21 protein-coding genes are annotated in these 22,558 nt (G+C 60.8%); 19 read left to right on the forward strand and 2 right to left on the reverse strand.

The window, feature by feature from the left end; translation table 11 throughout:
* Positions 1-70: 70 nt before the first annotated feature.
* Complete coding sequence (ilvD, locus tag AAG793_RS01610; protein ID WP_341903112.1) at positions 71-1,765, reverse strand: dihydroxy-acid dehydratase; 1,695 nt, start codon at positions 1,763-1,765, stop codon at positions 71-73.
* A gap of 131 nt (positions 1,766-1,896) precedes the next feature.
* Between ilvD and AAG793_RS01615 the strand changes: the two genes are divergently transcribed.
* The 11 genes from AAG793_RS01615 (at position 1,897) to AAG793_RS01665 (ending at position 14,363) form a co-directional block, all read left to right on the forward strand.
* Positions 1,897-2,868, forward strand: a complete 972-nt coding sequence (locus AAG793_RS01615) for a LysR family transcriptional regulator (RefSeq protein ID WP_341903115.1) — start codon at positions 1,897-1,899, stop codon at positions 2,866-2,868.
* An 83-nt stretch (positions 2,869-2,951) separates the two neighbouring features.
* Positions 2,952-3,767, forward strand: a complete 816-nt coding sequence (gene lgt, locus AAG793_RS01620) for a prolipoprotein diacylglyceryl transferase (protein WP_341903117.1) — start codon at positions 2,952-2,954, stop codon at positions 3,765-3,767.
* A 416-nt stretch (positions 3,768-4,183) separates the two neighbouring features.
* Positions 4,184-4,852, forward strand: coding sequence for a GntR family transcriptional regulator (locus AAG793_RS01625; protein ID WP_341903121.1), 669 nt, complete (start codon positions 4,184-4,186; stop codon positions 4,850-4,852).
* Complete coding sequence (locus AAG793_RS01630) at positions 4,849-6,327, forward strand: malonyl-CoA decarboxylase family protein (protein ID WP_341903124.1); 1,479 nt, start codon at positions 4,849-4,851, stop codon at positions 6,325-6,327. Before AAG793_RS01625 ends, AAG793_RS01630 begins: the two co-directional genes overlap by 4 nt.
* An 88-nt stretch (positions 6,328-6,415) precedes the next feature.
* Positions 6,416-7,417, forward strand: coding sequence for a tripartite tricarboxylate transporter substrate binding protein (locus AAG793_RS01635; protein WP_341903127.1), 1,002 nt, complete (start codon positions 6,416-6,418; stop codon positions 7,415-7,417).
* A 49-nt stretch (positions 7,418-7,466) separates the two neighbouring features.
* Positions 7,467-8,249 carry an enoyl-CoA hydratase/isomerase family protein gene (locus AAG793_RS01640; protein ID WP_341903130.1) on the forward strand — a complete coding sequence of 261 codons (783 nt, stop codon included), beginning with the start codon at positions 7,467-7,469 and terminating at the stop codon, positions 8,247-8,249.
* 77 nt (positions 8,250-8,326) lie between these two features.
* The gene (locus tag AAG793_RS01645; RefSeq protein WP_341903132.1) at positions 8,327-9,868 is read left to right on the forward strand and encodes a malonyl-CoA synthase; all 1,542 of its coding nucleotides are present in this window, start codon (positions 8,327-8,329) and stop codon (positions 9,866-9,868) included.
* A 281-nt stretch (positions 9,869-10,149) separates the two neighbouring features.
* Positions 10,150-11,310, forward strand: a complete 1,161-nt coding sequence (locus AAG793_RS01650) for an extracellular solute-binding protein (protein WP_341903134.1) — start codon at positions 10,150-10,152, stop codon at positions 11,308-11,310.
* Between the two features lie 108 nt (positions 11,311-11,418).
* Positions 11,419-12,522: a polyamine ABC transporter ATP-binding protein gene (gene potA, locus AAG793_RS01655; protein WP_341903136.1), complete on the forward strand. Its 1,104-nt coding sequence runs from the start codon at positions 11,419-11,421 to the stop codon at positions 12,520-12,522.
* 22 nt (positions 12,523-12,544) lie between these two features.
* Positions 12,545-13,483 (forward strand): ABC transporter permease subunit, encoded by a 939-nt coding sequence (locus AAG793_RS01660; RefSeq protein ID WP_341903139.1) that lies wholly within the window; start codon positions 12,545-12,547, stop codon positions 13,481-13,483.
* A 1-nt stretch (position 13,484) separates the two neighbouring features.
* The gene (locus tag AAG793_RS01665) at positions 13,485-14,363 is read left to right on the forward strand and encodes an ABC transporter permease subunit (protein ID WP_341903141.1); all 879 of its coding nucleotides are present in this window, start codon (positions 13,485-13,487) and stop codon (positions 14,361-14,363) included.
* On the opposite strand, the gene AAG793_RS01670 is transcribed toward AAG793_RS01665, so the two are convergent.
* Positions 14,308-15,252 (reverse strand): DMT family transporter, encoded by a 945-nt coding sequence (locus AAG793_RS01670; RefSeq protein WP_341903143.1) that lies wholly within the window; start codon positions 15,250-15,252, stop codon positions 14,308-14,310. The two genes, AAG793_RS01665 and AAG793_RS01670, sit on opposite strands and share 56 nt — an antisense overlap.
* A 132-nt stretch (positions 15,253-15,384) precedes the next feature.
* Here AAG793_RS01670 and AAG793_RS01675 point away from each other — a divergent pair, with 132 nt between their 5' ends.
* The 8 genes from AAG793_RS01675 (at position 15,385) to pheS (ending at position 22,538) form a co-directional block, all read left to right on the forward strand.
* Positions 15,385-15,858 carry a gamma-glutamylcyclotransferase family protein gene (locus AAG793_RS01675; RefSeq protein ID WP_341903145.1) on the forward strand — a complete coding sequence of 158 codons (474 nt, stop codon included), beginning with the start codon at positions 15,385-15,387 and terminating at the stop codon, positions 15,856-15,858.
* A 44-nt stretch (positions 15,859-15,902) separates the two neighbouring features.
* Complete coding sequence (locus AAG793_RS01680) at positions 15,903-16,073, forward strand: hypothetical protein (RefSeq protein ID WP_341903149.1); 171 nt, start codon at positions 15,903-15,905, stop codon at positions 16,071-16,073.
* Positions 16,074-16,160: 87 nt separating this feature from the next.
* Entirely contained in the window at positions 16,161-17,480 is a 1,320-nt protein-coding gene (aceA, locus tag AAG793_RS01685; RefSeq protein WP_341903151.1) for an isocitrate lyase, read from the forward strand.
* 405 nt (positions 17,481-17,885) lie between these two features.
* Positions 17,886-19,793 (forward strand): threonine--tRNA ligase, encoded by a 1,908-nt coding sequence (thrS, locus tag AAG793_RS01690; RefSeq protein WP_341903154.1) that lies wholly within the window; start codon positions 17,886-17,888, stop codon positions 19,791-19,793.
* 87 nt (positions 19,794-19,880) lie between these two features.
* Positions 19,881-20,489, forward strand: a complete 609-nt coding sequence (gene infC / locus AAG793_RS01695; RefSeq protein ID WP_341905351.1) for a translation initiation factor IF-3 — start codon at positions 19,881-19,883, stop codon at positions 20,487-20,489.
* A 203-nt stretch (positions 20,490-20,692) separates the two neighbouring features.
* The gene (gene rpmI, locus AAG793_RS01700; protein ID WP_341903156.1) at positions 20,693-20,896 is read left to right on the forward strand and encodes a 50S ribosomal protein L35; all 204 of its coding nucleotides are present in this window, start codon (positions 20,693-20,695) and stop codon (positions 20,894-20,896) included.
* A gap of 26 nt (positions 20,897-20,922) precedes the next feature.
* Complete coding sequence (gene rplT, locus AAG793_RS01705) at positions 20,923-21,282, forward strand: 50S ribosomal protein L20 (protein WP_341903159.1); 360 nt, start codon at positions 20,923-20,925, stop codon at positions 21,280-21,282.
* Between the two features lie 167 nt (positions 21,283-21,449).
* Positions 21,450-22,538 (forward strand): phenylalanine--tRNA ligase subunit alpha, encoded by a 1,089-nt coding sequence (pheS, locus tag AAG793_RS01710; RefSeq protein ID WP_341903162.1) that lies wholly within the window; start codon positions 21,450-21,452, stop codon positions 22,536-22,538.
* The last annotated feature ends 20 nt before the right edge of the window (positions 22,539-22,558 follow it).

Consider the following 22,558-nt stretch of genomic DNA (forward strand, 5'->3'; position numbering starts at 1 on the left):
GTCCGCATCATCGAAAAAGGCCTGTCGGTATCCGACAGGCCTTTTTCGTTGGGAACGATAAACCCTAATCTCAATAATCGTCGAGTACGGCGCCCTTGCTGGCGCTGGACGCATTGAACGCAAACTTGGCCTGCACGCCGCGGGTGTAGCGGGGGGCGGGCGGCTTCCAGCCGACCTTGCGCTGGGCCAGTTCGGCATCGCTGATGTTCAGCTGCAGCAGCAACTGGTGCGCATCGATGGTGATGGAGTCACCTTCATGAATGAAGGCGATGTTGCCACCTGCCGCCGCTTCGGGCGCCACGTGGCCGACCACCATGCCCCAGGTGCCGCCGGAGAACCGGCCATCGGTGATGAGGCCGACGCTTTCGCCCAGACCGGCGCCAATCAGTGCGCCCGTGGGCGCCAGCATTTCCGGCATGCCCGGACCACCTTTGGGGCCCAGATAGCGCAGCACCATCACGTCGCCCGCCTTGATCTTGCCAGCCAGAATGGCGGCCAGTGCCGACTGCTCGTCGTCAAACACCCGGGCTGGGCCAGTCATCACCGGGCTCTTGAGGCCAGTGATCTTGGCCACACAGCCTTCGGGCGAGAGGTTGCCCTTGAGAATGGCCAGATGGCCTTCTGCGTACATCGGGTTGTTGATCGGGCGGATGACATCCTGGTCGGCGCGTGGCACGTCCGGCACATCCTTGAGCACTTCGGCAATCGTCTGGCCTGAAATCGTCAGGCAGTCGCCATGCAGCAGGCCGGCGGCCAGCAGGGTCTTCATGACCTGCGGAATGCCGCCCGCTTTGTGCAGGTCGACCGCCAGGTATTTGCCGGACGGTTTGAGGTCACACAGCACCGGGGTGCGCCGGCGCACGCGCTCGAAGTCGTCAATCGTCCACTCCACGCCGGCTGTGTGGGCGATTGCGAGGAAGTGCAGCACGGCATTGGTGGAGCCACCCGTGGCCATGATGACCGCCACCGCGTTTTCAATCGCCTTCTTGGTGACGATGTCGCGCGGCTTGATGTCCTTCTTGATGGCTTCGACCAGCACACGGGCCGATTCTTTGGCCGAGTTCATCTTCTCGTCGTGCGGATTGGCCATGGTGCTGGAGTAGGGCAGCGAAATGCCCAGGGCCTCGAACGCGCTTGACATGGTGTTGGCGGTGTACATGCCGCCGCAGCTGCCGGTGCCCGGAATGGCGCGGCGCTCGATTTGCAGCAGGTCTTCGTCGCTCATGCGGCCGGCGGCGTTTTCGCCCACGGCTTCAAATACGCTGACGATGTTGAGGTCCTTGCCCTTGTAGCTGCCGGGCAGGATGGTGCCGCCGTACACGTAAATGGCCGGCACGTTGGCGCGCAGCATGCCCATCAGGCCGCCGGGCATGTTCTTGTCGCAACCGCCAACCACCAGCACGCCGTCCATCCACTGGCCCTGCACGCAGGTTTCGATGCAGTCGGAGATGACCTCGCGGCTGACCAGCGAGTACTTCATGCCCTCGGTGCCCATGGCCATGCCGTCCGATATGGTGGGTGTGCCGAACACCTGTGCGTTGCCACCGGCTTCTTCGATGGCGGCAATCGCGGCATCAGCCAGTTTCTGCAGGCCGCTGTTGCAGGGTGTGATGGTGCTGTGGCCATTGGCCACGCCAATCATGGGCTTCTGGAAGTCGCCTTCCTCGTAGCCCATGGCGTAGTACATCGAGCGGTTGGGTGCGCGCGATTTGCCTTCTGTGATGTTCTTGCTGCGGGGGTTGAGGCGGATGGTTTTGGTTTCCATGAGATGTCTCTTGTAGTGGCTGGGGAGAGGGCGGCGCCGTGGGCATGGCGACGGCGGGTCAGCCGTGAGTATGCGTGTTTTGTCTGATATTCTCCAATCCATTATTCATGCAACATTGATATATTTTGCATATGAAGACTGCACACGTTGAACTACGGCTGTGGCGACAGTTCCTGGCTGTGGCGGAGGAGCTTCACTTCGGCAATGCCGCCCGCCGGCTGGCCATGACGCAGCCACCCCTGACCCAGGCCATCGCCCAGCTGGAGCGCACCCTCGGCGTGCGCCTGTTCGACCGGACCCAGCGCAGCGTGCAACTCACAGCGGCAGGCAGGGCGCTGGTGGCAGAGGTGGGTGATGTGCTGGCCCGGGCCGAGGCGTTGCCGGCGCTGGCCCGCGCCAGCGCGGACGGCGAGGCCGGTCGCCTGCGGCTGGCGTTTGTGTCCACGGTGGGTTTTGACCTGTTGCCACGCTGGGTGCGCGCATTCCGCGAGCGCTACCCCGGCGTGGTGCTGGAGCTGATGGAGTCGACCGGCGATGTGCAGCTGCAGTCGTTTGAACGCGGCACCATCGATGCGGGGTTTGTGCTGCATTCCCCCGGCTTCGCACCGACCGGCTTCGAGTCATTGCGCATCGCACAGGAGCCGCTGGTGGTGGCGCTGCCGGAACAAAGTGCGCTGGCGTCGCGGGCCGCTCTTTCGGTGAACGATCTGAAAAATGAGCCGCTGGTCATTTTTCCGCGCCGCATTTTGCCGTCTCTCCACGACGCGATCTTTGCGATGTACCACGCCGCCGGTGCGCTGCCGCGGGTGGCGCAGGAGGCCATCCAGATGCAGACCATCGTGAATCTGGTCTCGGCCGGGGTGGGGCTAGCGTGGGTGCCCGAAAGCGTGCAGCAGTTCCAGCGGCCGGGTGTGGTGTACCGGCGCCTCGTCGCGCCACAAGGTGCAGGCGTGCGCAGGTCGGCTTCAAAGTCTGCCGTTCAGACCGTCGTGACCGTGCCCGGCTGTGAAACCAGCCTGCTCTGGAAAGCAGGTGGCAGCAACCCGGTGGTGGCGCGATTTGTGGCGCTGATCAGGGAAATGGAAGCGCCACTCGACCAGTGAACTGTTGAGGGATTGCGGTACAGACGCTCTGCTGATCCCGGCCGCAGCCGCAGGCCTTTGGGTGGCACGTGCAAAATGCAGGCATGCTCATTCATCCCGAAATCAATCCCGTTGCACTTCAGCTCGGGCCGCTGGCCATTCACTGGTACGGCCTGACCTATCTCGCCGCGTTCGCGCTGTTCTTTTTCCTGGCCACTCGGCGTCTGCGGCATCAGCCCTATGCATCCATCACTGGCCCGGGCGCCTGGTCGGTAAAGGACATTGAAGACATCCTGTTCCTCGGGGTCGTGGGCGTGGTGGTTGGCGGACGTATCGGTTACTGCCTTTTCTACAAGCCCGGCTACTACCTCAGCCATCCGCTGGAGATCTTTGCCATCTGGCAGGGCGGCATGAGTTTTCATGGCGGCATGCTGGGCGTTTTGGTGTCGCAGGTCTGGTTTGCCCGTACCCGGCAAAGGCCGTGGCTGCAGGTGATGGATTTCATCGCCCCTTGTGTGCCAACCGGGCTGGCAGCGGGCCGCGCGGGCAACTTCATCAACGGCGAACTGTGGGGGCGTTTCTCGGACCCGACCCTGCCATGGGGCATGGTGTTTCCCGGCAGTGGTTCGCCGCTGCCACGCCACCCGTCGCAGGTCTACCAGTTCCTGCTTGAAGGACTGCTGCTGTTTGTGCTGCTGTGGCTCTATGCCCGCAAGCCTCGCCGGATGGGGCAGGTCTCTGGTGCGTTTTTGTTTGGCTACGGTGTGTTCCGCTTCATCGCCGAGTTTTTCCGCGAGCCCGACGACTTCTTGGGTGTGCTGGCGCTGGGCTTGAGCATGGGCCAATGGCTGTGCATTCCAATGATGGCGGCGGGTGTGGCGCTGTGGGCCTGGGCCACCCGGCGCGAAGAGACCCGCTGAGCGATACCGAGTGGCGATACCGGTCAGGCGTTCCTTCGCAAATGACGTGTGAGGGGCGCCCGGGATCGCGCGTCGCGTGAACAGGTATCCGCATGCAATCGATCTTTACTCGCGCCCTGATCTTCCTGCGACCCGCGCTGCCCTTGATCAGCGCGGGATTGCTTGCCTTCAACGCTTGCTTCCGCAGATCCGATTTTTTGCGTTCCTAGGGCATACCCCTGTGGTTTTACCGCACAGGGCTTGGCATTTTGCTTGGTCGGATTGCTGTAATTACGCATAATTATGAAAAATCAGCAAAAAGTTTTTCCTCAAAAAAGCAGGGAAGACTGAGGCTGATAGCAAAAAAGCTGTTTCTCGCGCGACCTATACGCCAACAGCTGATTTCGAGCGACGTCACCGAGCCCTGGAACCATTGCATGCGTCTTGTTCACAACTCTCTGCACCACGAGGTGGCGAACACCCTCAGGGAACAGATCTTCTCCGGGACGCTGGCCCCTGGCAGCTTTCTGGATGAGGTAGCGTTGTGCGAGCGACTGGAGATATCGCGCACCCCGCTGCGTGAGGCGCTGAAGGTGCTGACGGCCGAGGGTTTGCTGCGCCATGAGCCGCGGCGCGGCTGCTTCGTGAGCGAAGTCACCGAGCAGGACCTCGACGAAATTTTCCCGGTGATTGCCTTGCTCGAGGGGCGTTGCGCCCATGAGGCAGCGCGCAACGCCACCGATGCCGATCTGGAGGCGCTTGCCACCTTGCATGACAAGCTCACCGGCCATGCCAAGGCGGGCCGCATCAACGACTACTATGCCACCAATTTCATCATTCACGAATCCATCATCCTGCTGGCCAACAACCGCTGGTTGGCGCAGGCGATTGCAGACCTTCGCAAGATACTCAAGCTGGCGCGCCTGCAGCAGCTGCGTGCGCCCGGCCGTCTGGCCCAAAGTCTGTCGGAGCACCTGAGCATCTTCGCGGCCCTCAAAAGCCGCGACAGCGAGGGCGCCGAGGCCGCCATGCGCACACACCTCACACGTCAGAGGGAGGCCCTGCGCGAGCTGGTCCATGCCCGCAAATCCCGGGTGGCCTCATGAGCGCGACCGACTGGCTCAGCCGCAGTGTGTCCAAGTTCACGGCGGGCGACAAAAAGACTGTCATGCCGACCGATGCACGTGCGGACAAGGCCAGATCAGCGTCTGATACCGGCGCTGCGGGCCGCGGCACCGGACCGCGCAGCACCCCAGAGCGGCTCCAGGCCACGCTCAAGCAGAAAGACGAGGCGCTGTCCCCCAGCGCGCTGCGGCGCATGCTGGCCGATCTGCAGGCCATCATCGATCCGCGCGTGAGCGAGGTCGAAGGCGGGCGCCTGGCCTTGGAGGTGGCCAACTGGTACCTCGCAGCGCCGCTCGACCAGCGCCGCGACCTGTGGCTGCTGATGAGCGAGCAGTTTGTGGCCAACCCGCAGAAGGTGAAGGCTGCCCAGGCGCAGTTTGCAGCCGCCGTTGGCACGCCCGACGAGGCGGTGGCAGAAGTGCGCTACCGCCGCGCAACGGTTTCGCCGCGCAGGCGTTTGCTGCAGCGCTTCAGCGTGTACCCGGGCGGCATCCAGTTTCTGGTCAACATGCGCGCCGAGATGCAGTCCAGCCTGCGTACCGACAAACGCCTGCAGGCGCTCGATGTGGAGATGGAGTACATGTTCTCCACTTGGTTCGATGTCGGTTTCCTCGACCTGCGCCGCATCAGCTGGGACTCGCCCGCCTCATTGATCGAAAAACTGATCCAGTACGAAGCGGTGCACGATATCAAGAGCTGGGCGGACGTGAAAAACCGGCTCGACAGTGATCGCCGCTGCTACGGCTTTTTTCATCCACGCCTTCCCGATGTGCCATTGATTTTTGTGGAAGTGGCGATGGTGGACGAGATCGCCACCGACATCACGCCATTGCTCGATGAGCTGGCAGCGCCATCCGACCTGAAGAAGGCGACGACTGCGATTTTTTATTCCATCAGTAACACGCAGACCGGTTTGCGGGGTGTGAGCTTCGGTGACTCGCTGATCAAACGCGTGGTGGAGACGCTGAAAGAGGAGTTCCCGCGCCTCAAGACCTTTGCAACCCTTTCACCCATTCCGGGTTTCCGCAGCTGGCTGTCCAAAAACGCCGCCAGCATGCTCGACAAGCTCGATGCAAAGGACCGGTCGGCGCTCGGGCGTGCGGTGGGCTTTGAACCACCCGCAGCGGGTCATTTTTTGGCAGCAGCAGAGGAGCCACTGTCGCTATCCGAAAAGTCACCGGTGCGCCACATGCTGATGCAATGCGCAGCGCATTACCTGGGCCAGGCGATGGACGACGGCAAGCCGCTGGATCCGGTGGCGCGTTTTCACCTTGGTAACGGCGCTCGGGTGGAGCGACTCAACTGGGCCGCAGACCCTTCATCCAAAGGGGTCAAGCAGTCGTACGGGCTGATGGTGAATTACCTCTATGACCTCAAGCGGCTCGACAAGCATCGCGGCTTGCTTGCACAGGGGAAAATCCCCGTATCAGGGGATATTGAAGATTTGTACATTTGAAACGTGTACTTAGCGTTGGTCGGAACAGGCACTGCCACCGGCTGACTTGGTTTGACGATTTGATTTCATAACGACAGGAGACAGACACATGACCTTCAACATTCACACAGACGCGTCACGCCGGACCGTGTTGCGCGCAGCCGTCGCCGGCCTCGCCACCGCCTCCTTGGGCAGCCATGCGCAGTCCTCCGCATGGCCCTCCAAACCGGTGACCGTGGTGGTGCCATTCCCCGCCGGCGGTGGCACCGACGCCTTCGCCAGGCCGCTGTCGGCGCAGTTCGCCAAGATCTCCGGCAAGACCATGGTGATCGACAACCGAGGCGGGGCAGGCGGCACGCTGGGTGCCGGCATTGCCGCCAAGGCGCAGCCGGATGGCTACACGCTGTTCATGGGTGCGGTGCATCACACCATCGCCCCGTCGCTGTACCCCAAACTCGACTACGACATCGAGAAGGATTTTGTGCCACTCGCACTGATGGCCAACGTGCCGCAGGTCATTGTGGTCAACCCGAAGAACATCACGTCGCCTGATTTCAAATCCTTCCTCGAGATGGTGCGCAAGAACCCCGGAAAACTCAATTACGGCTCTGCTGGAACGGGCACCTCGCACCACCTGGCCGGCGAGCTGTTCAAGCAGCAGACCAAGACTTTCATCACGCACATTCCTTACACCGGTGCAGGACCTGCGCTGCGTGATCTGGTCGGCGGTCAGGTCGACATGATGTTTGACGGCCTCGGTTCTTCGTCTGCCCACATCCGGGCTGGACGGGTCAAGGCCCTGATGGTGTCAGGCAACAAGCGCAACCCAGCCTTTCCGGATGTGCCGTGCGCTGCCGAGCTGGGGCTGCCCGACTACACCGTGACGACCTGGTACGGCCTGTGGGCACCCAAGGGATTGCCGGCAGACCTGCAGGGCCGTATCGTGGAAGAGCTGCGCAAGGCCTCTGCCAGCGATGAGCTCAAGGCCATCTGGGCCAGCAACGGTGCCGAGTTCGGCACGCTCACGCCGCCGCAGTTCGGCGCCTTTGTCAGCAGCGAAGTCAAGCGCTGGGCGGCCGTGGTGAAAACGTCGGGAGCGAAGCTGGAATGATCCTGCCGGTTCACCGGGGCGAACCTGTTCAGTCGCCCCGGCCTGGCGCATGACCGGTACTGTCCGTCTGGCGATCGAGGGCGACGTTGCGCATGTCGTCCTGTCCAACCCGGGCAAACTCAATGCCATGTCTCGCCACATGTGGCGTGAATTGCGCGGGATATTCATGCGGATTCAGGGTGACCCGGGCCTGCGATGCGTGGTGATCGGCGGGGAGGGTGGTCATTTCTGCTCGGGTGGCGATATTGCCGAGTACGCCAGTTTCCGGTTTGCCGAAAGCAGCCTGCGCGACTTCCACGAGAACGATGTGTGGGGTGGGTTGCAGGCCATGATTGATTGCGATGTGCCCATGGTGGCGCGCGTTGAAGGCAACTGTATGGGCGCCGGGCTGGAGATGGCCTGTTGCTGCGATCTGCGTCTGGCAAGTGACGATGCGCGATGCGGTGCGCCGATTGCGAAGCTGGGCTTCCCGATGGCACCTCGCGAGGCGGCGCTGGTTGCCCGCGTGGCAGGAGAGGCGACAGTGCGTGAGATGCTGCTGGCGGCAGCTGTGCTCGGGGCACCGGAAATGCAACGCCGCGGGTTTTTCCACGAGGTACTGCCGCCAACGCGCCTGGCTGATGCGGTGACGCGGCGCGTGGATCGTATCAAGGCTTTGGCGCCTCAGGCGGCGCGGCTCAACAAGCAGACCTTGCGCGTGGTCGGTGCGTCAGTGCCGCCTTCCGCCATGACTGAACTGCTCGACTATGCCTACGACTATGCTGCGTCTGCCGAGCACCGCGAAGGCGTGATGGCTTTTGTTGAAAAGCGTGAACCGGTTTTCACTGGATGAATCAGGTTCCGCGGTGGCCTGAAACGGCCACCTGATTGTTTTTCTTTTTTTGTTACTCACTACTTTTTGCCTGGCCCATGAAAAACCATAACCTGTTTGCCGCACTGCGCGCAGCTTTCCCCCAAGCCCTTGACGAGATCGCCGTCGAGACTGACACCGGCCTGTTCTATTCGTGGCGTGATCTGGACCGTGGCACGGCCATGATGGCCAATCTGCTGGCGTCGCTGGGTCTTCCAGCCGGCGCGCGCATTGCCGTGCAGGTGGAAAAGTCGGTCGAGGCCATGATGCTGTATCTGGCCACGCTGCGGGCCGGCTACGTGTTTCTGCCGCTGAACACGGCTTACCAAAGTGGCGAGATCGAATACTTCATCGGCAACGCCGAGCCGTCGGTGGTGGTCTGCAGCAGCAAGAATTTTGGCTGGGTGAGCAAGATCGCTTTCAAGGCAGGCACGCAGAATGTGTTCACGCTGGACGACGACCGCACCGGCTCACTGCTGCAGCGTGCGGCGCACTGCAGCGACCGCCACACCGTGGTGCAGCGGGGCGCCGACGATCTGGCGGCCATCCTGTACACCAGCGGCACCACCGGCCGTAGCAAGGGCGCCATGCTGTCGCATGAAAACATGTTGAGCAACGCGCTGGTGCTGAAGGACTACTGGGGCTGGACGGCGACCGGAGGGCCTGAGGGCCGTGGCGATGTGCTCATCCACGCGCTGCCGATCTTCCACGTGCACGGCCTGTTTGTGGCCCTGCACGGCGCACTCATCAACGGCAGCAAGATGATCTGGCTGGCCAAGTTCGATCCGAAACTGGTGGTGCGCAAGCTGCCCGAGGCGACGGTGTTCATGGGCGTGCCGACGCTTTACACCCGGTTGCTGGGCGAGCCCGGGCTGAACCGCGAAGCCTGCCGCAACATGCGCCTTTTTGTTGCTGGATCGGCGCCCTTGTTGATCGAAACGTTTACCGAGTGGCAGCAGCGCACTGGCCACACGATTCTGGAACGCTACGGCATGTCCGAGACGGTGATGCTGACGTCCAACCCCTACGAGGGTGGCGAGCGGCGGGGCGGCACCGTGGGTTTTGCGCTGCCGGGGGTGAGCCTGCGCGTGCAGGGCGACGATGGCAAGGCACTGCCGACCGGCGAGATCGGTGCCATTCAGGTCAAAGGCCCCAATGTGTTCCAGGGCTACTGGCGCATGCCAGAGAAGACGAAGGAAGAGTTCACCGCTGACGGCTATTTCAAGACCGGTGACGTCGGCAAGATTGATGCGCGTGGCTACATCTCCATCGTGGGTCGTAGCAAGGACCTGATCATCAGCGGGGGTTATAACGTCTATCCGGCCGAAATCGAGGGCTACATCAATGAGATTCCCGGCGTCGCCGAAAGCGCACTGGTAGGCGTGCCGCATCCGGATTTTGGCGAGGTGGGCGTGGCGGTGGTCATCGCCAAGCCGGGCAGTGCGCCCGACCCAGCCGAAATTCTGGCCAGCCTGAAGTCGCGCCTGGCCAATTTCAAGATCCCGAAGCGGTGCTTTGTGGTTCCCGAGTTGCCGCGCAACACCATGGGCAAAGTCCAGAAAAACCTGCTTCGCGACCAGTACAAAACCCTGTTTGCGTGACGATCCGGGCCGCAGCGGCAAGGGGCGAAGGCTGTTGAATCGCTGCTTGCGGGTACGGTTTTTGCATGCTTTTGAAGGCTCCAAGCCGTCGCTGAAGGGCGGTGGTCAGTGGGTTGTTGACGAGTCCCGGTTGCCAGTCTCCGCGCCAGTTCCCGGCCGGTTTACCGGTAAAAAAGGCTCTTATACAATCTGCGGCAGCCTGATTCGGGGGGCGCCAGCTGCACCGGTTGCCCCCGCCCGTCTTTTTTTGTTCTTACCCCTACTCACGGAGTCCGCGCATCATGAGAAAAAACTTGTGGATTTTTGCCCTGTCTGCTGTCGTGTTGAGTGCCTGTGGCAAAAAAGAAGAGGCCCCTGTTGCCGCCGCGCCGGCAGCTCCGGCCAGCGCACCGGCTGCCGCGCCAGTGAACACTGAGGAGAAGGTCCTCAACGTTTACAACTGGCCTGACTACATCGCCAAGGACACGATTGCCAACTTCGAGAAGGAAACTGGCATCAAGGTCAACTACCAGACCTTCGAGAACAATGAAGCCCTGCAGGCGAAGCTGATCGCCGGCAACTCCGGTTACGACATCGTGGTTCCGGGCGCCGTGTTTGCCAAGCCCCAGATCGACGGCGGCCTGCTCGGCAAGCTCGACAAGGCCCAGATCACGAACTACGGCAACCTCGATCCTGCCATCATGGAAAAGCTGGGCACCATCGACCCGGGCAACGCCTATCTGGTGCCTTGGGCCTGGAGCTTCACCACGGTGGGCATCAACAAGGCCAAGGTCGCCAAGGCGCTCGGCTCCACCCCCATGCCTGAAAACGCCTGGGATCTGGTGTTCAACCCCACTTACACGGCCAAGCTGAAGTCCTGCGGCATTGCCTTCCTCGACTCGCCCACCGAAGTGCTGCCACCAGCGCTGCACTACATCGGTAAGAACGCTTATTCCAACGATGCAGCAGACCACAAGGCGGCCGGCGAGATGCTCGCCAAGGTGCGTCCGCATGTGCGCATGTTCTCCAGCACCATGATCGACGACCTCGCTGGCGGCAAAGCCTGCGTGGCGCTGGCTTGGGCTGGCGACATCAACATCGCCAAGGGACGTGCGGCCGAGAACAAAAGCGGTGTGGAACTCGAAGCCCTGCTGCCCAGCACCGGCGGTCTGATCTTCTTCGACACCCTGGCCATTCCGAAGGATGCCAAGCACCCCAACAACGCGATGGCCTTCATCAACTACTCGCTGCGTCCGGATGTGTCTGCTGCGCTGACCAACGAACTGGGCTATGCCACCGCCAACAAGGCCAGCCTGGCGAGCGTTAAGCCCGAGATCGCCCAGGACAAGGCGGTGTTCCCGGATGCACCCAACATGCAGAAGATGGTGTCGCCAGCGAGCTTCACTAACGAAGCCCGCGAATCGATGAGCAACGTGTTCACCGCCTTCAAAAAAGGCAAGTGATCCGCCCCCCGGCTGACCGCTGAGTACGGCGATCGCCAGGCTGCGCACACAATGGTTTTGTGTGCGCAGCTTTTTTTCATGTCCGTCTGACTTCAGGAACCCGTCTTCATGAGTGCAATGACATCGCCGGGCGATGGATTTTTAAGGACTGATCACCTCGTCAAGCGTTTTGACGGCGTTGCAGCCGTTGACGAGGTGTCGCTGTCGATCCACAAGGGCGAAATTTTTGCCTTGCTGGGCAGCTCGGGTTGCGGCAAGTCGACCCTGCTGCGCATGCTGGCAGGCTTTGAGAAGCCGACGTCGGGTGCTGTCTACCTCGATGGCGTGGACATCGCGTCCTTCCCGCCTTACGAGCGGCCCATCAACATGATGTTCCAGTCGTATGCGCTGTTTCCGCACCTCACGGTATGGGACAACATCGCGTTCGGCCTCAAGCGCGAGGGCATGCCCCGGGGCGAGATCAGCGCCCGGGTTGATGAAATGCTCAAGCTCGTGCAGCTGGAAACCTACGCCAAACGCAAGCCGCACCAGCTCTCGGGCGGCCAGCAGCAGCGCGTGGCGCTGGCTCGCAGCCTGGCCAAACGGCCGCAGTTGCTGTTGCTGGACGAACCCCTTGGCGCGCTCGACAAAAAGCTGCGCGAACGCACTCAGTTCGAGCTGGTCAACATCCTCGAATCGGTGGGTGTGACCTGTGTCATGGTCACGCACGACCAGGAAGAAGCCATGGCCATGGCATCGCGCATCGCCGTGATGAGCCACGGGCGTGTGCTGCAGGTCGGAACGCCCAAGGAAATCTACGAGCACCCCAACTGTCGCTTCGTGGCCGACTTCATTGGCAACGTGAACCTGATGGAGGGCGAGCTGACGGTGGATGAGGCAGACCGCTGCGAAATCACCACCGCCCATGGCGTCGTGCATGTCGGTCACGGGATCAGTGGTGCGCAGGGTATGTCGGTGGCTGTGGCAGTCCGACCCGAGAAAATTCACATCGCCAAGACGCCGCCCGATGTTCGCGTCAACCTGTTCACCGGACGGGTGCGGGAGATCGCCTACTTCGGCAGCTACAACACCTTCATCGTGGAAATGCCCAGTGGCGCCACCGTGAAGATCACCGAGACCAACACCACCCGCCACGACAACAGCGTGATCACGTGGGAAGACATGGTGTACTTCTGGTGGGACGATTCGGCGCCTGTGGTGCTGACACAGTGAGCACGGAAGCGGGCGCAAAGCGATGAAAGTTCCTTCCTGGCTCCAGCTCAATCTCGGTCGGCGCTTTATCGTCGGGGTGCCGTACGTCTGGCTGATTGTTTTCTTCCTGCTGCCATTCCTGATCCTGCTGCGCATCAGCGTCACCGACATGGGCAATGGCGTGGACCCGTTCGCCCCGTTGGTCGAGACGGTGGACGGCTCGTGGCAATTCCTGCTGCGCTACAACAATTACGCCTCCATCTTTGTGGACAGCGCGGAGGCTGCCAGCCAGTGGGGTGACACCATCTACACCGAGGCCTACAAGACCTCGCTGAAATACGCCTTGCTGACCACGCTGTTCTGTCTTCTGATCGGCTACCCGTTTGCGTACTTTCTGGCCCGTGCAAAGCCAGAGCTGCGGCCAGCGCTGTTGATGCTGGTCATGCTTCCGTTCTGGACCTCCTTCCTGCTGCGCGTGTACGCGTGGAAGGGGATCCTGGCCGATCAGGGCGTGCTTAACAATCTGCTGCTGTGGCTGGGTCTCATCGACGAGCCGCTGATCATGCTGTACACCGATGTCTCGATGCTGGTGGGCATGACCTATGTGTACTGTCCGTTCATGATCCTGCCACTCTACGCCACGCTGGTGAAGATGGATTTCCGCCTGCTGGAGGCCGCACACGATCTGGGCGCCAGCAGCTGGAAGGCCTTCTGGCTGATCACCGTGCCGCTGAGCAAGTCCGGCATCATCGCCGGCTCCATGCTGGTGTTCATTCCCTGTGTCGGGGAGTTCGTGATTCCCTCGCTGCTGGGCGGTGCCGAGAACATCATGATTGGCCGCGTGGTGTGGGATGAGATGTTCAGCAGTAACAACTGGCCCAGGGCGTCGGCCCTGGCGGTGGTGATGATCCTGCTGATCCTGGTGCCTCTGGCGCTGTACTACCGCTCGGCCATCGAGAACGACAAGGCGCGGGAGAGCTGAAATGAAAGCACTGCTGCGCTTTGGCGAAAACCACCTTGGCAAATTCTGGCTTGGGTTGATGTACCTGTTCCTCTACATCCCCCTGCTGTTCCTGATCGTCTTTTCATTCAACAGCACCCGGCAGGACGGTGTCTTCACCGGCTTCTCATTGCGCTGGTACGAGGCCTTGCTGTCCGACTCGCGTCTCGTGGAAGGTTTTTTCCTGTCGCTCAAGGTGGCGCTGCTCACCGGCACGCTGTCGGTGGTGCTGGGCACCTTTGCTGCCTTTGTGCTGGTGCGTTACCTGCGTTTTCGGGGGCGTACGCTGTTCTACGGCATGGTCAATGCACCACTGGTGATGCCTGAGGTCATCATCGGCCTGTCGCTGCTGCTGCTGATGGTCGCGATCCAGCGGGCCATCGGCTGGCCCGACCGCGGTTTCATCACCATTGTTTGCGGCCACACGCTGCTGGGCATGGCCTATGCCACGGTGGTCATCCAGTCCCGTCTGCGCGAGATGGACCGCAGTCTCGAAGAGGCCGCGATGGACTTGGGCTGCCGGCCAGTCGAGGTGTTCTTCCTCGTGACGCTGCCGAGCATTGCACCCGCACTGGTGTCGGCCTGGTTGCTGACTTTCACCTTGTCTTTCGACGATGTGGTCATCTCTGAATTCCTGTCTGGTCCGGGCGTGACCACCCTGCCGCAGGTCATCTTCAGCTATGCGCGACGGGGCGTGAATCCGTCGATCTATGCTGCGGCGACCATCCTGATTCTGGTGGTGTCGACCGGCATCATTGCCTACAGCATCATGATGTTGCGCCGCCAGCGCCGACTGGATCGCGAGATCAGTGCGGCGGCGCGGCCGGAGCAGACGATTCCTGATCCCGTTCCGGCAAAGTAGCCAGCACCACGCCAGTCAGCGCAATCGCAAAGGCGCCGAGCTGCATGCCGGAGAGTGATTCGCCCAGCACCATAACGCCGACCACGGCCGCGCTGATGGGCAGCATCACGGTGAACACGCCCGCCTGATTGGCGGGCACAGACCGCAGACCGGTCATCCACAGCCACACCGTCCACACACTGGCTGCCAGCGAGTAAAACACCAGCAGCAACCAGCTGCCTGGTGCCACGGTCAAAAAGTCAAAGTCCCAGGCCATCCACAAACCCAGCGGGGTGACCAGCAGGAATCCCCAGAGATTGATCATCGCGGTGATGCGCTTGGGACTGAGCACGCCCGTGAGCTTTTTGCCGATCACCGCATAGGCCGACTCGCACAGCACCGCCGCCACCAGCAGCAGGTTGCCCAGCCAAGCCAGACGTGCATCTGCTGGCGGCATCGATTCACCGGCCGCATGCGCGGGTGCGGTTTGGGTCATCGACACCAGTGCAATGCCCAGCACGGCGCAGACCACCGCCGCCCACACCCGCAGGGCAATGCGCTCGCGCAGAAAGAGCCAGCTCATCACAGCCACTGCCGCCGGGATGGAGGCCATGATCACGCCTGCCGCGACCGCGCTCGTCAGGCTCACGCCGTACAGCATGCAGATGGAAAACAGAAAGTTGCCGAGGAAAGATTCCAGAAACACCAGTCCCTTGATGTGCCGGGTCATGGGCAACTCGCCTGCGGGCTTTTTCAGCCAGTGCAGCATGGCCGCACCGCCAATGCCGAAGCGCAGCCAGGCCAGCAGAAAGACGGGCAGGGCGGCCACCAGCGGTTTAGACAGTGCCACATAGCTGCCCACGAGGGACATGCTCAGGCCAAGGCAGGCATACGCCACAATGCGGTTCATGAAACGGGGAATCGATGTTGATGTGAAAAGACTGGCCCGAATGATGCCTGATTTGTCATATGCGCTGGCCAGCCTGCATGACGGATGTCGGTATCTGGCGTCTGCTGCTGCACCTGGTGGTTCGGTCGCAGCATGAGCGCTGTACCGAACCGCCATGTATTTGTGTATGGCACCTTGCGCCGAGGCGAAGTGCGAGACATCAACCGACTGCAACCGGCGCCGCGCTGGGTGGGGCAGGGGCGCGTGGCTGGCGTGCTGTATGACCTGGGCAGCTATCCGGGCCTGGTGCTTCAACCCTCTGGCGAGATGCCCCACGACACCCCAACTGCAGCTTTGCATGACCCGCACGTGGTGGGGGAGGTTTACAGCATCACCCCCGAACTCGAACGACAGCTCGATGCCATCGAAGAGGTCTGGCCGCAGCAGACCGGTGAGTACATCCGCCGTGAGGTGCCCGTGCTGATGGCGCGTGAAGCGGCTGCAGCGGCGGACGCATTCCTGCAAGTGCTGGTCTGCCTGCTGTACGAAATCGCCGCCGACCGCGTGGTAGGCAAGCCCCGCATTGCCAGCGGCGACTGGGTTCGCCGGGGCGACCGCCGCCTCTAGGCTCTGAGGTTGTCGCACTGTCGGGCCCGCTTCAGGGCGCGCCCATGCGACCTGAAATTCCATTATTTCACCATACGATATTTTGTTTTCTTGATGTGGAAAATGAAATTGCTGCGCTGCAAAAATATTTCTCAATGCAAGAAAAAGAATTCCACGATAAGAAAAATAATCAGAAGAGTGTTGATTTTATTGGATTAAATAAAAGTCTTATATAAGACATAAGAGCTTTCAAAAGTCTTGTAGAAGACTTAAAGTGGGTTCATCGATTCGCCACTTTGTTTTACCAACCTACGGAGTCCACCATGCCGCAAACCCTGACTGAGCAACTGAGCCGCGACCAGCAAATTTCCGCTTTGGAAAAAGACTGGGCCACCAACCCCCGCTGGAAAGGCATCAAGCGCGGCTACACCGCTGCCGATGTGGTTCGCCTGCGCGGTTCTTTCCCGATCGAGCATACGCTGGCCCGCCGCGGCGCCGAAAAACTGTGGAACCTCGTCAACACCGAGCCTTACGTCAACTGCCTCGGCGCACTCACCGGTGGCCAGGCCATGCAGCAGGTCAAGGCTGGCGTCAAGGCCATCTACCTGTCGGGCTGGCAGGTGGCGGCTGACAACAACAGCTACGCCTCCATGTACCCCGACCAGTCCCTGTATCCGGTCGACTCCGTGCCAACGGTTGTCGAGCGAATCAACAACACCTTCCGTCGTGCGGATGAAATCCAGCACTCCAAAGGCATTGATGCTGGCGACAAAGGCTACATCGACAACTTCGCGCCCATCGTGGCTGACGCAGAAGCCGGTTTCGGTGGCGTGCTGAACGCTTTCGAGTTGATGAAGGCCATGATCAAGGCAGGCGCTGCCGGCGTTCACTTTGAAGACCAGCTGGCTTCGGTCAAGAAATGCGGTCACATGGGTGGCAAGGTGCTGGTGCCCACGGCCGAAGCAGTGCAGAAGCTGATTGCAGCCCGCATGGCCGCCGACGTGTCTGGCGTGCCGACGCTGGTGATTGCACGCACTGACGCGGAAGCCGCCGACCTGCTGACCAGCGACTACGACGCCAACGACAAGCCCTTCATCACCGGCGAGCGCACCGCTGAAGGTTTCTACAAGACCCGCAAAGGCATCGACCAGGCCATCAGCCGCGCGGTGGTCTATGCGCACTACGCCGATCTGGTGTGGTGCGAAACCGGAACGCCCGATCTCGAATTCGCCCGCAAGTTTGCCGAAGCCGTGCACAAGGTTCACCCCGGCAAGATGCTGGCCTACAACTGCTCGCCGTCCTTCAACTGGAAGAAGAATCTGGACGACGCGACGATTGCCAAGTTCCAGAAAGAGCTGGGTGCCATGGGCTACAAGTACCAGTTCATCACGCTGGCCGGCATCCACTCGATGTGGTTCAACATGTTCGATCTGGCCCAGGACTACGTGGCCCGCGGCATGACGGCGTACATCGAGAAAGTGCAGGAGCCGGAATTCGCAGCACGCGACCGCGGCTACACCTTTGTGTCGCACCAGCAGGAAGTGGGCACCGGTTACTTCGACGAGGTGACCACCACCATCCAGGGCGGCAAGTCGAGTGTGACTGCGCTGACCGGCTCGACCGAAGAAGAACAGTTCCACTGAACGTCTGATCTCTGACAGGAGAACCCAAGGTTGCCGCGCCTACCCGGCGTGGCCTTGAGCCCGGATGCGTGCCTCACGGCATGCCCCGGGCTTTTTTGTTGATCGCTTGTTAATCGTTGTTTGCTGGGCAACGCCTTCGAAGGCTCTTGCAAGCGGCAGGGTGCCGTGACGTAAAATAGCGAGATGCAAGCAACTTTTCCAGAAACAGAAAGGATTGTTCGGGTTATGACACCGCGAACTACGTCCTCGTCCGTGATCTGGAGTCATCCAGGGCGCCTGTCCGCATGCCCCGGTGACCATTGGCTACCAACTCATAGCTGAAACCGACACACCCCATCAAAGCGCGGCAGGTTCCGCGCTTTTTTGTTGCTCCCTTTTGATTGCTAGCTTTTCAAACTGACCGCCATGATTCAAATCACGCTCCCAGACGCTTCCCAACGTGAATACCCCGCACCGCTGACTGTTGCCGAGGTGGCCGCCTCCATCGGTGCGGGCCTGGCCAAGGCCGCGCTGGGCGGCAAGGTGGACGGCAAGGTGGTCGACACCAGTTACCTGATCAGCCAGAACAGCGCGGTCTCCATCATCACGGCGAAAGACGCAGACGGCCTGGAACTGATCCGCCACTCCACAGCCCACCTGCTGGCCTACGCGGTGAAAGAGCTGTTCCCTGACGCACAGGTCACCATCGGCCCGGTGATTGACAACGGCTTTTATTACGATTTTTCCTACAAACGCCCGTTCACTCCCGAGGACCTGGCGGCGATTGAAAAGCGCATGGCGGAACTCGCTGCCAAGGACGAGCCGGTCACCCGCCGCGTGCTGCCGCGCGACGAGGCCGTGGCGTACTTCAAGGGCATCGGCGAACACTACAAGGCCGAAATCATCGCCAGTATCCCGGCCAATGAAGATGTGTCGCTCTACCGCGAAGGCAACTTTGAAGACCTGTGCCGCGGCCCGCACGTGCCCAGCACTGGCAAGCTGAAGTTCTTCAAGCTGATGAAGGTGGCTGGTGCCTACTGGCGCGGCGACCACCGCAACGAAATGCTGCAGCGGGTGTACGGCACAGCGTGGGCCACCAAGGACGACCTGCATCAGTACCTGACGATGCTGGAAGAGGCCGAAAAGCGCGACCACCGCAAGCTGGGCAAGGAACTGGACTTGTTCCACATCGACGACCATGCGCCGGGTCTGGTGTTCTGGCACCCCAAGGGCTGGACGGTGTGGCAGGGCGTCGAGCAGTACATGCGCAAGGTCTACCAGGACAACGGCTACCAGGAGGTCAAAGGCCCGCAGGTGATTGACAAGACGCTGTGGGAGAAGACCGGCCACTGGGACAAGTACCGCGACAACATGTTCACTACCGAAAGCGAGAAACGCGAATACGCGCTCAAGCCGATGAACTGCCCCGGCCATATCCTGATCTTCAAGCAGGGCATCAAGAGCTACCGCGACCTGCCGCTGCGCTACGGCGAATTCGGTCAGTGCCATCGCAACGAGCCCTCGGGCGGCCTGCACGGCATCATGCGGGTGCGTGGCTTCACGCAGGACGACGGCCACATCTTCTGCACCGAAGATCAGATCCTCAAGGAGTGCGTGGACTACACCACGCTGCTGCAGAAGGTCTATACCGACTTTGGCTTCAAGAACATAATCTACAAGGTGGCGACGCGGCCGGAGGCGCGTATCGGCTCCGACGAGAGCTGGGACAAAGCTGAACACGCGCTGATGGAAAGCCTGCGCGCTTCGGGTTGCGAGTTTGAAATCGCCCCTGGCGACGGCGCTTTCTACGGCCCGAAGATCGAATACACCCTGAAGGACGCGATCGGCCGGCAGTGGCAGTGCGGCACCATGCAGGTGGATTTTTCGATGCCGGAGCGGCTGGATGCTGAATATGTGGGCGAGGACGGCGCCCGCCACCGCCCGGTCATGCTGCACCGGGCCATCGTGGGCAGTCTGGAGCGTTTCATCGGGATTTTGATCGAGGAGCACGCTGGCGCGCTGCCGACCTGGCTGGCTCCGGAACAGGTTTCGGTGCTCAATATCACCGATTCCCAGGCCGATTACGCCCGGGAAGTGGCCAAAACGCTGCAAAATCAAGGGCTTAGGGTCAACCTCGACCTGCGCAACGAGAAAATAACGTATAAAATACGGGAGCATTCCATGAAGAAGCTGCCTTACATCCTCGTCGTTGGCGACAAGGAGAAGGCTGCAGGCGCAGTGGCAGTGCGCGCCCGGGGTAACAAAGACCTTGGAGTGATGCCCCTCGAAGCGTTTGCGCAGCAAATTGCTTCCGACATCACACAAAAAGCCTGATTCTTCACAAACTTGTTGATGATTTTGGCCCCTCGTTCCCGTGGAACGGGCGCAAGCCGCTATAGCTTTTATAGCAAGAGTTAAAGGATTACAGCCATCGCTACTGAATTTCGTGACCGCCGCCAGCGCGAAGAACGCAAGCACCGCTTGAACCGTGAAATCATGGCTCCCGAAGTGCGTCTGACCGGGCCGGACAACGAGCCATTGGGCATCGTGAGCATCATGGAGGCGCTGCGTCTGGCCGGTGAGGCGGATGTGGACCTGGTAGAGATTTCTCCCACGGCGGTGCCGCCGGTCTGCCGATTGATGGACTACGGCAAGTTCAAGTACGCCGAGCAAAAGAAGGCGGCCGAAGCCAAGTCCAAGCAGAAGGTGATCGAGATCAAGGAAATCAAATTCCGTCCCGGCACTGACGATGGCGATTACAACATCAAGATGCGCAACATCAAGCGCTTTCTTGACGATGGCGACAAGTGCAAGATCACGCTCCGCTTCCGCGGTCGCGAGATTACGCACCAGGAACTGGGTCTGGCGCTGCTGGCCCGGATCCGCGATGAGTTGGCAGATTTGATTCTGGTGGAGCAGTTCCCCAAGCTGGAAGGCAGGCAGATGGTCATGATGATCGCGCCGGGCCGCAAGAAGCCGGGTGCCAAGCCAGCTGCGGAAGCAGCACCAGCCACGTCGGCTGCAGCCTGAAAGGGTTGACGAAAATAACACGGGGTGCTTCGCGGCGTTCCGGTGAAACCGGGCTTCGGTCTGGTTTCCAAAAGCAGGGGAGTCAAATCCCTTGCGACCAGTGAAGGGCTGAAAAGCCTTTCGCTACACAAGTGGCTCGGGGCCATCAAGTCTGCGTCAGGTTCGCAGCGCCTCACGAGCACAAATGAAAAAGGAGCATTCACATGCCCAAAATGAAGACCAAGAGCGGCGCCAAAAAGCGTTTCCGCGTTCGTCCTGGTGGCACCGTCAAGCGCGGTCAAGCCTTCAAGCGTCACATCCTGACCAAGAAGACCACTAAAAACAAACGCCATCTGCGTGGCGCAGTTACTGTGCATGCGACCAACATGGGTCACATGTCCCAGATGCTGCCCGGCCAGGGCATTTAACCCAACGACGAACAAGGAGTACACACATGCCTCGCGTCAAACGTGGTGTAACGGCTCGCGCCCGCCACAAAAAAGTTCTCGCTCTTGCCAAAGGTTTCCGCGGTCGCCGCGGTAATGTCTTCCGCATCGCCAAAGAAGCGGTGATGAAGGCCGGGCAATATGCCTACCGTGACCGCCGTACCAAAAAGCGCGTGTTCCGCCAGTTGTGGATCGCCCGTATCAATGCGGCCAGCCGTTCATTTGGCATGACCTACAGCCAGTTCGCCAACGGCCTGAAGAAAGCCGGTATCGAGATTGACCGCAAGGTGCTGTCCGATATGGCCATCAATGACAGCGCTGCTTTCGGCGCCATCGTTGAGCAGGTGAAAGCCAAGCTGGCTGCCTGATTTTCAGGATCTGCCGCTATTGAGTTAGCGGCAACGAGGATCCGGAAATAAAGGGCTGGAGCTTGAAAAGGCTCTGGCCCTTTTTCATGGGCCTTGCGACTTCGCCGCTGGTGGATTGCTGCGATTCGCCGTGTTTTGCTGTTTCCCGTATCCGTACAAGAGAATTTATGAACGCACCCGACACTCTGGATGAACTGGTTGCTGCCGCGCAGGCCAGTTTCGCGCAGGCCCTCACGCCCGCAGACCTTGAAAACGCCAAGGCCCAGTTTCTGGGGAAGTCGGGAAAAGTCACCGAATTGATGAAGGGCATGGCCGCCCTGAGCGTGGAAGAAAAGAAATCCCGCGGTGCCGCGATCAATCTCGCCAAGCAGGCCATTGAAGCCGCGTTGAACGACCGCCGGCAGGCGCTGGCCAACGCCGAGCTGGAGCGCCAGCTCAAGGCCGAGGCGCTCGACGTGAGCCTGCCAGGCCGTCAGCGCACGCCGGGTGGTCTGCACCCGGTTTCGCTCACGCTGGAGCGCATCGAGGCGATTTTTGGCTCCATGGGTTTTGAAGTGGCCCAGGGCCCAGAAATCGAAACCGACTGGTTCAACTTCACCGCGCTCAACACGCCAGAAGACCATCCTGCCCGCTCCATGCACGACACCTTTTATGTCGAAGGTGGCACCGAGGCGGCGCCCAACCTGCTGCGCACCCACACCAGCCCGATGCAGATTCGCCATGCAGTGCAGCACGTCAAAAAGCACCGTGCTTTGATAGACGCCGGCGATAAGGGTGAAGGAGCCTTTACAGGCTCGATGCCCGAGATCCGCGTTATCGCGCCGGGCCGCACCTATCGTGTGGACAGCGACGCCACCCACTCGCCCATGTTCCACCAATGCGAAGGCCTGTGGATCGGCGAGAACGTCAGCTTCAAGGACCTGAAGTTTGTCTTTACTAATTTCTGCCGCACCTTCTTCGAAACCGATGACCTGGTGTTGCGCTTTCGTCCCAGCTTCTTCCCGTTCACCGAGCCCAGCGCGGAAATCGACATCCAGTTTCAGACCGGGCCACTGGCGGGTCGCTGGCTTGAAGTGGCAGGCTCTGGCCAGGTGCATCCGAACGTGGTGCGCAACATGGGCCTCAACCCTGAAAAATACATCGGCTTTGCTTTCGGCATGGGGCCAGACCGCCTGACCATGCTGCGCTATGGCGTGAATGACCTGCGCCTCTTTTTTGACGGCGACATTCGTTTCCTGCAGCAATTCCAGTCATAAAACCCACAAGAACAACAAGA

It is taken from the genome of Polaromonas sp. YR568, from assembly GCF_943372955.1.
Taxonomy (GTDB): Bacteria; Pseudomonadota; Gammaproteobacteria; order Burkholderiales; family Burkholderiaceae_C; genus Polaromonas.

What these genes read in the sequence shown, in the direction of transcription:
- ilvD (WP_341903112.1), bottom strand. Translation starts at nt 1,765, where the DNA reads ATGGAAACCAAAACCATCCGCCTCAACCCCCGCAGCAAGAACATCACA.
- AAG793_RS01615 (WP_341903115.1), top strand. Translation starts at nt 1,897, where the DNA reads ATGAAGACTGCACACGTTGAACTACGGCTGTGGCGACAGTTCCTGGCT.
- lgt (WP_341903117.1), top strand. Translation starts at nt 2,952, where the DNA reads ATGCTCATTCATCCCGAAATCAATCCCGTTGCACTTCAGCTCGGGCCG.
- AAG793_RS01625 (WP_341903121.1), top strand. Translation starts at nt 4,184, where the DNA reads ATGCGTCTTGTTCACAACTCTCTGCACCACGAGGTGGCGAACACCCTC.
- AAG793_RS01630 (WP_341903124.1), top strand. Translation starts at nt 4,849, where the DNA reads ATGAGCGCGACCGACTGGCTCAGCCGCAGTGTGTCCAAGTTCACGGCG.
- AAG793_RS01635 (WP_341903127.1), top strand. Translation starts at nt 6,416, where the DNA reads ATGACCTTCAACATTCACACAGACGCGTCACGCCGGACCGTGTTGCGC.
- AAG793_RS01640 (WP_341903130.1), top strand. Translation starts at nt 7,467, where the DNA reads ATGACCGGTACTGTCCGTCTGGCGATCGAGGGCGACGTTGCGCATGTC.
- AAG793_RS01645 (WP_341903132.1), top strand. Translation starts at nt 8,327, where the DNA reads ATGAAAAACCATAACCTGTTTGCCGCACTGCGCGCAGCTTTCCCCCAA.
- AAG793_RS01650 (WP_341903134.1), top strand. Translation starts at nt 10,150, where the DNA reads ATGAGAAAAAACTTGTGGATTTTTGCCCTGTCTGCTGTCGTGTTGAGT.
- potA (WP_341903136.1), top strand. Translation starts at nt 11,419, where the DNA reads ATGAGTGCAATGACATCGCCGGGCGATGGATTTTTAAGGACTGATCAC.
- AAG793_RS01660 (WP_341903139.1), top strand. Translation starts at nt 12,545, where the DNA reads ATGAAAGTTCCTTCCTGGCTCCAGCTCAATCTCGGTCGGCGCTTTATC.
- AAG793_RS01665 (WP_341903141.1), top strand. Translation starts at nt 13,485, where the DNA reads ATGAAAGCACTGCTGCGCTTTGGCGAAAACCACCTTGGCAAATTCTGG.
- AAG793_RS01670 (WP_341903143.1), bottom strand. Translation starts at nt 15,252, where the DNA reads ATGAACCGCATTGTGGCGTATGCCTGCCTTGGCCTGAGCATGTCCCTC.
- AAG793_RS01675 (WP_341903145.1), top strand. Translation starts at nt 15,385, where the DNA reads ATGAGCGCTGTACCGAACCGCCATGTATTTGTGTATGGCACCTTGCGC.
- AAG793_RS01680 (WP_341903149.1), top strand. Translation starts at nt 15,903, where the DNA reads ATGCGACCTGAAATTCCATTATTTCACCATACGATATTTTGTTTTCTT.
- aceA (WP_341903151.1), top strand. Translation starts at nt 16,161, where the DNA reads ATGCCGCAAACCCTGACTGAGCAACTGAGCCGCGACCAGCAAATTTCC.
- thrS (WP_341903154.1), top strand. Translation starts at nt 17,886, where the DNA reads ATGATTCAAATCACGCTCCCAGACGCTTCCCAACGTGAATACCCCGCA.
- rpmI (WP_341903156.1), top strand. Translation starts at nt 20,693, where the DNA reads ATGCCCAAAATGAAGACCAAGAGCGGCGCCAAAAAGCGTTTCCGCGTT.
- rplT (WP_341903159.1), top strand. Translation starts at nt 20,923, where the DNA reads ATGCCTCGCGTCAAACGTGGTGTAACGGCTCGCGCCCGCCACAAAAAA.
- pheS (WP_341903162.1), top strand. Translation starts at nt 21,450, where the DNA reads ATGAACGCACCCGACACTCTGGATGAACTGGTTGCTGCCGCGCAGGCC.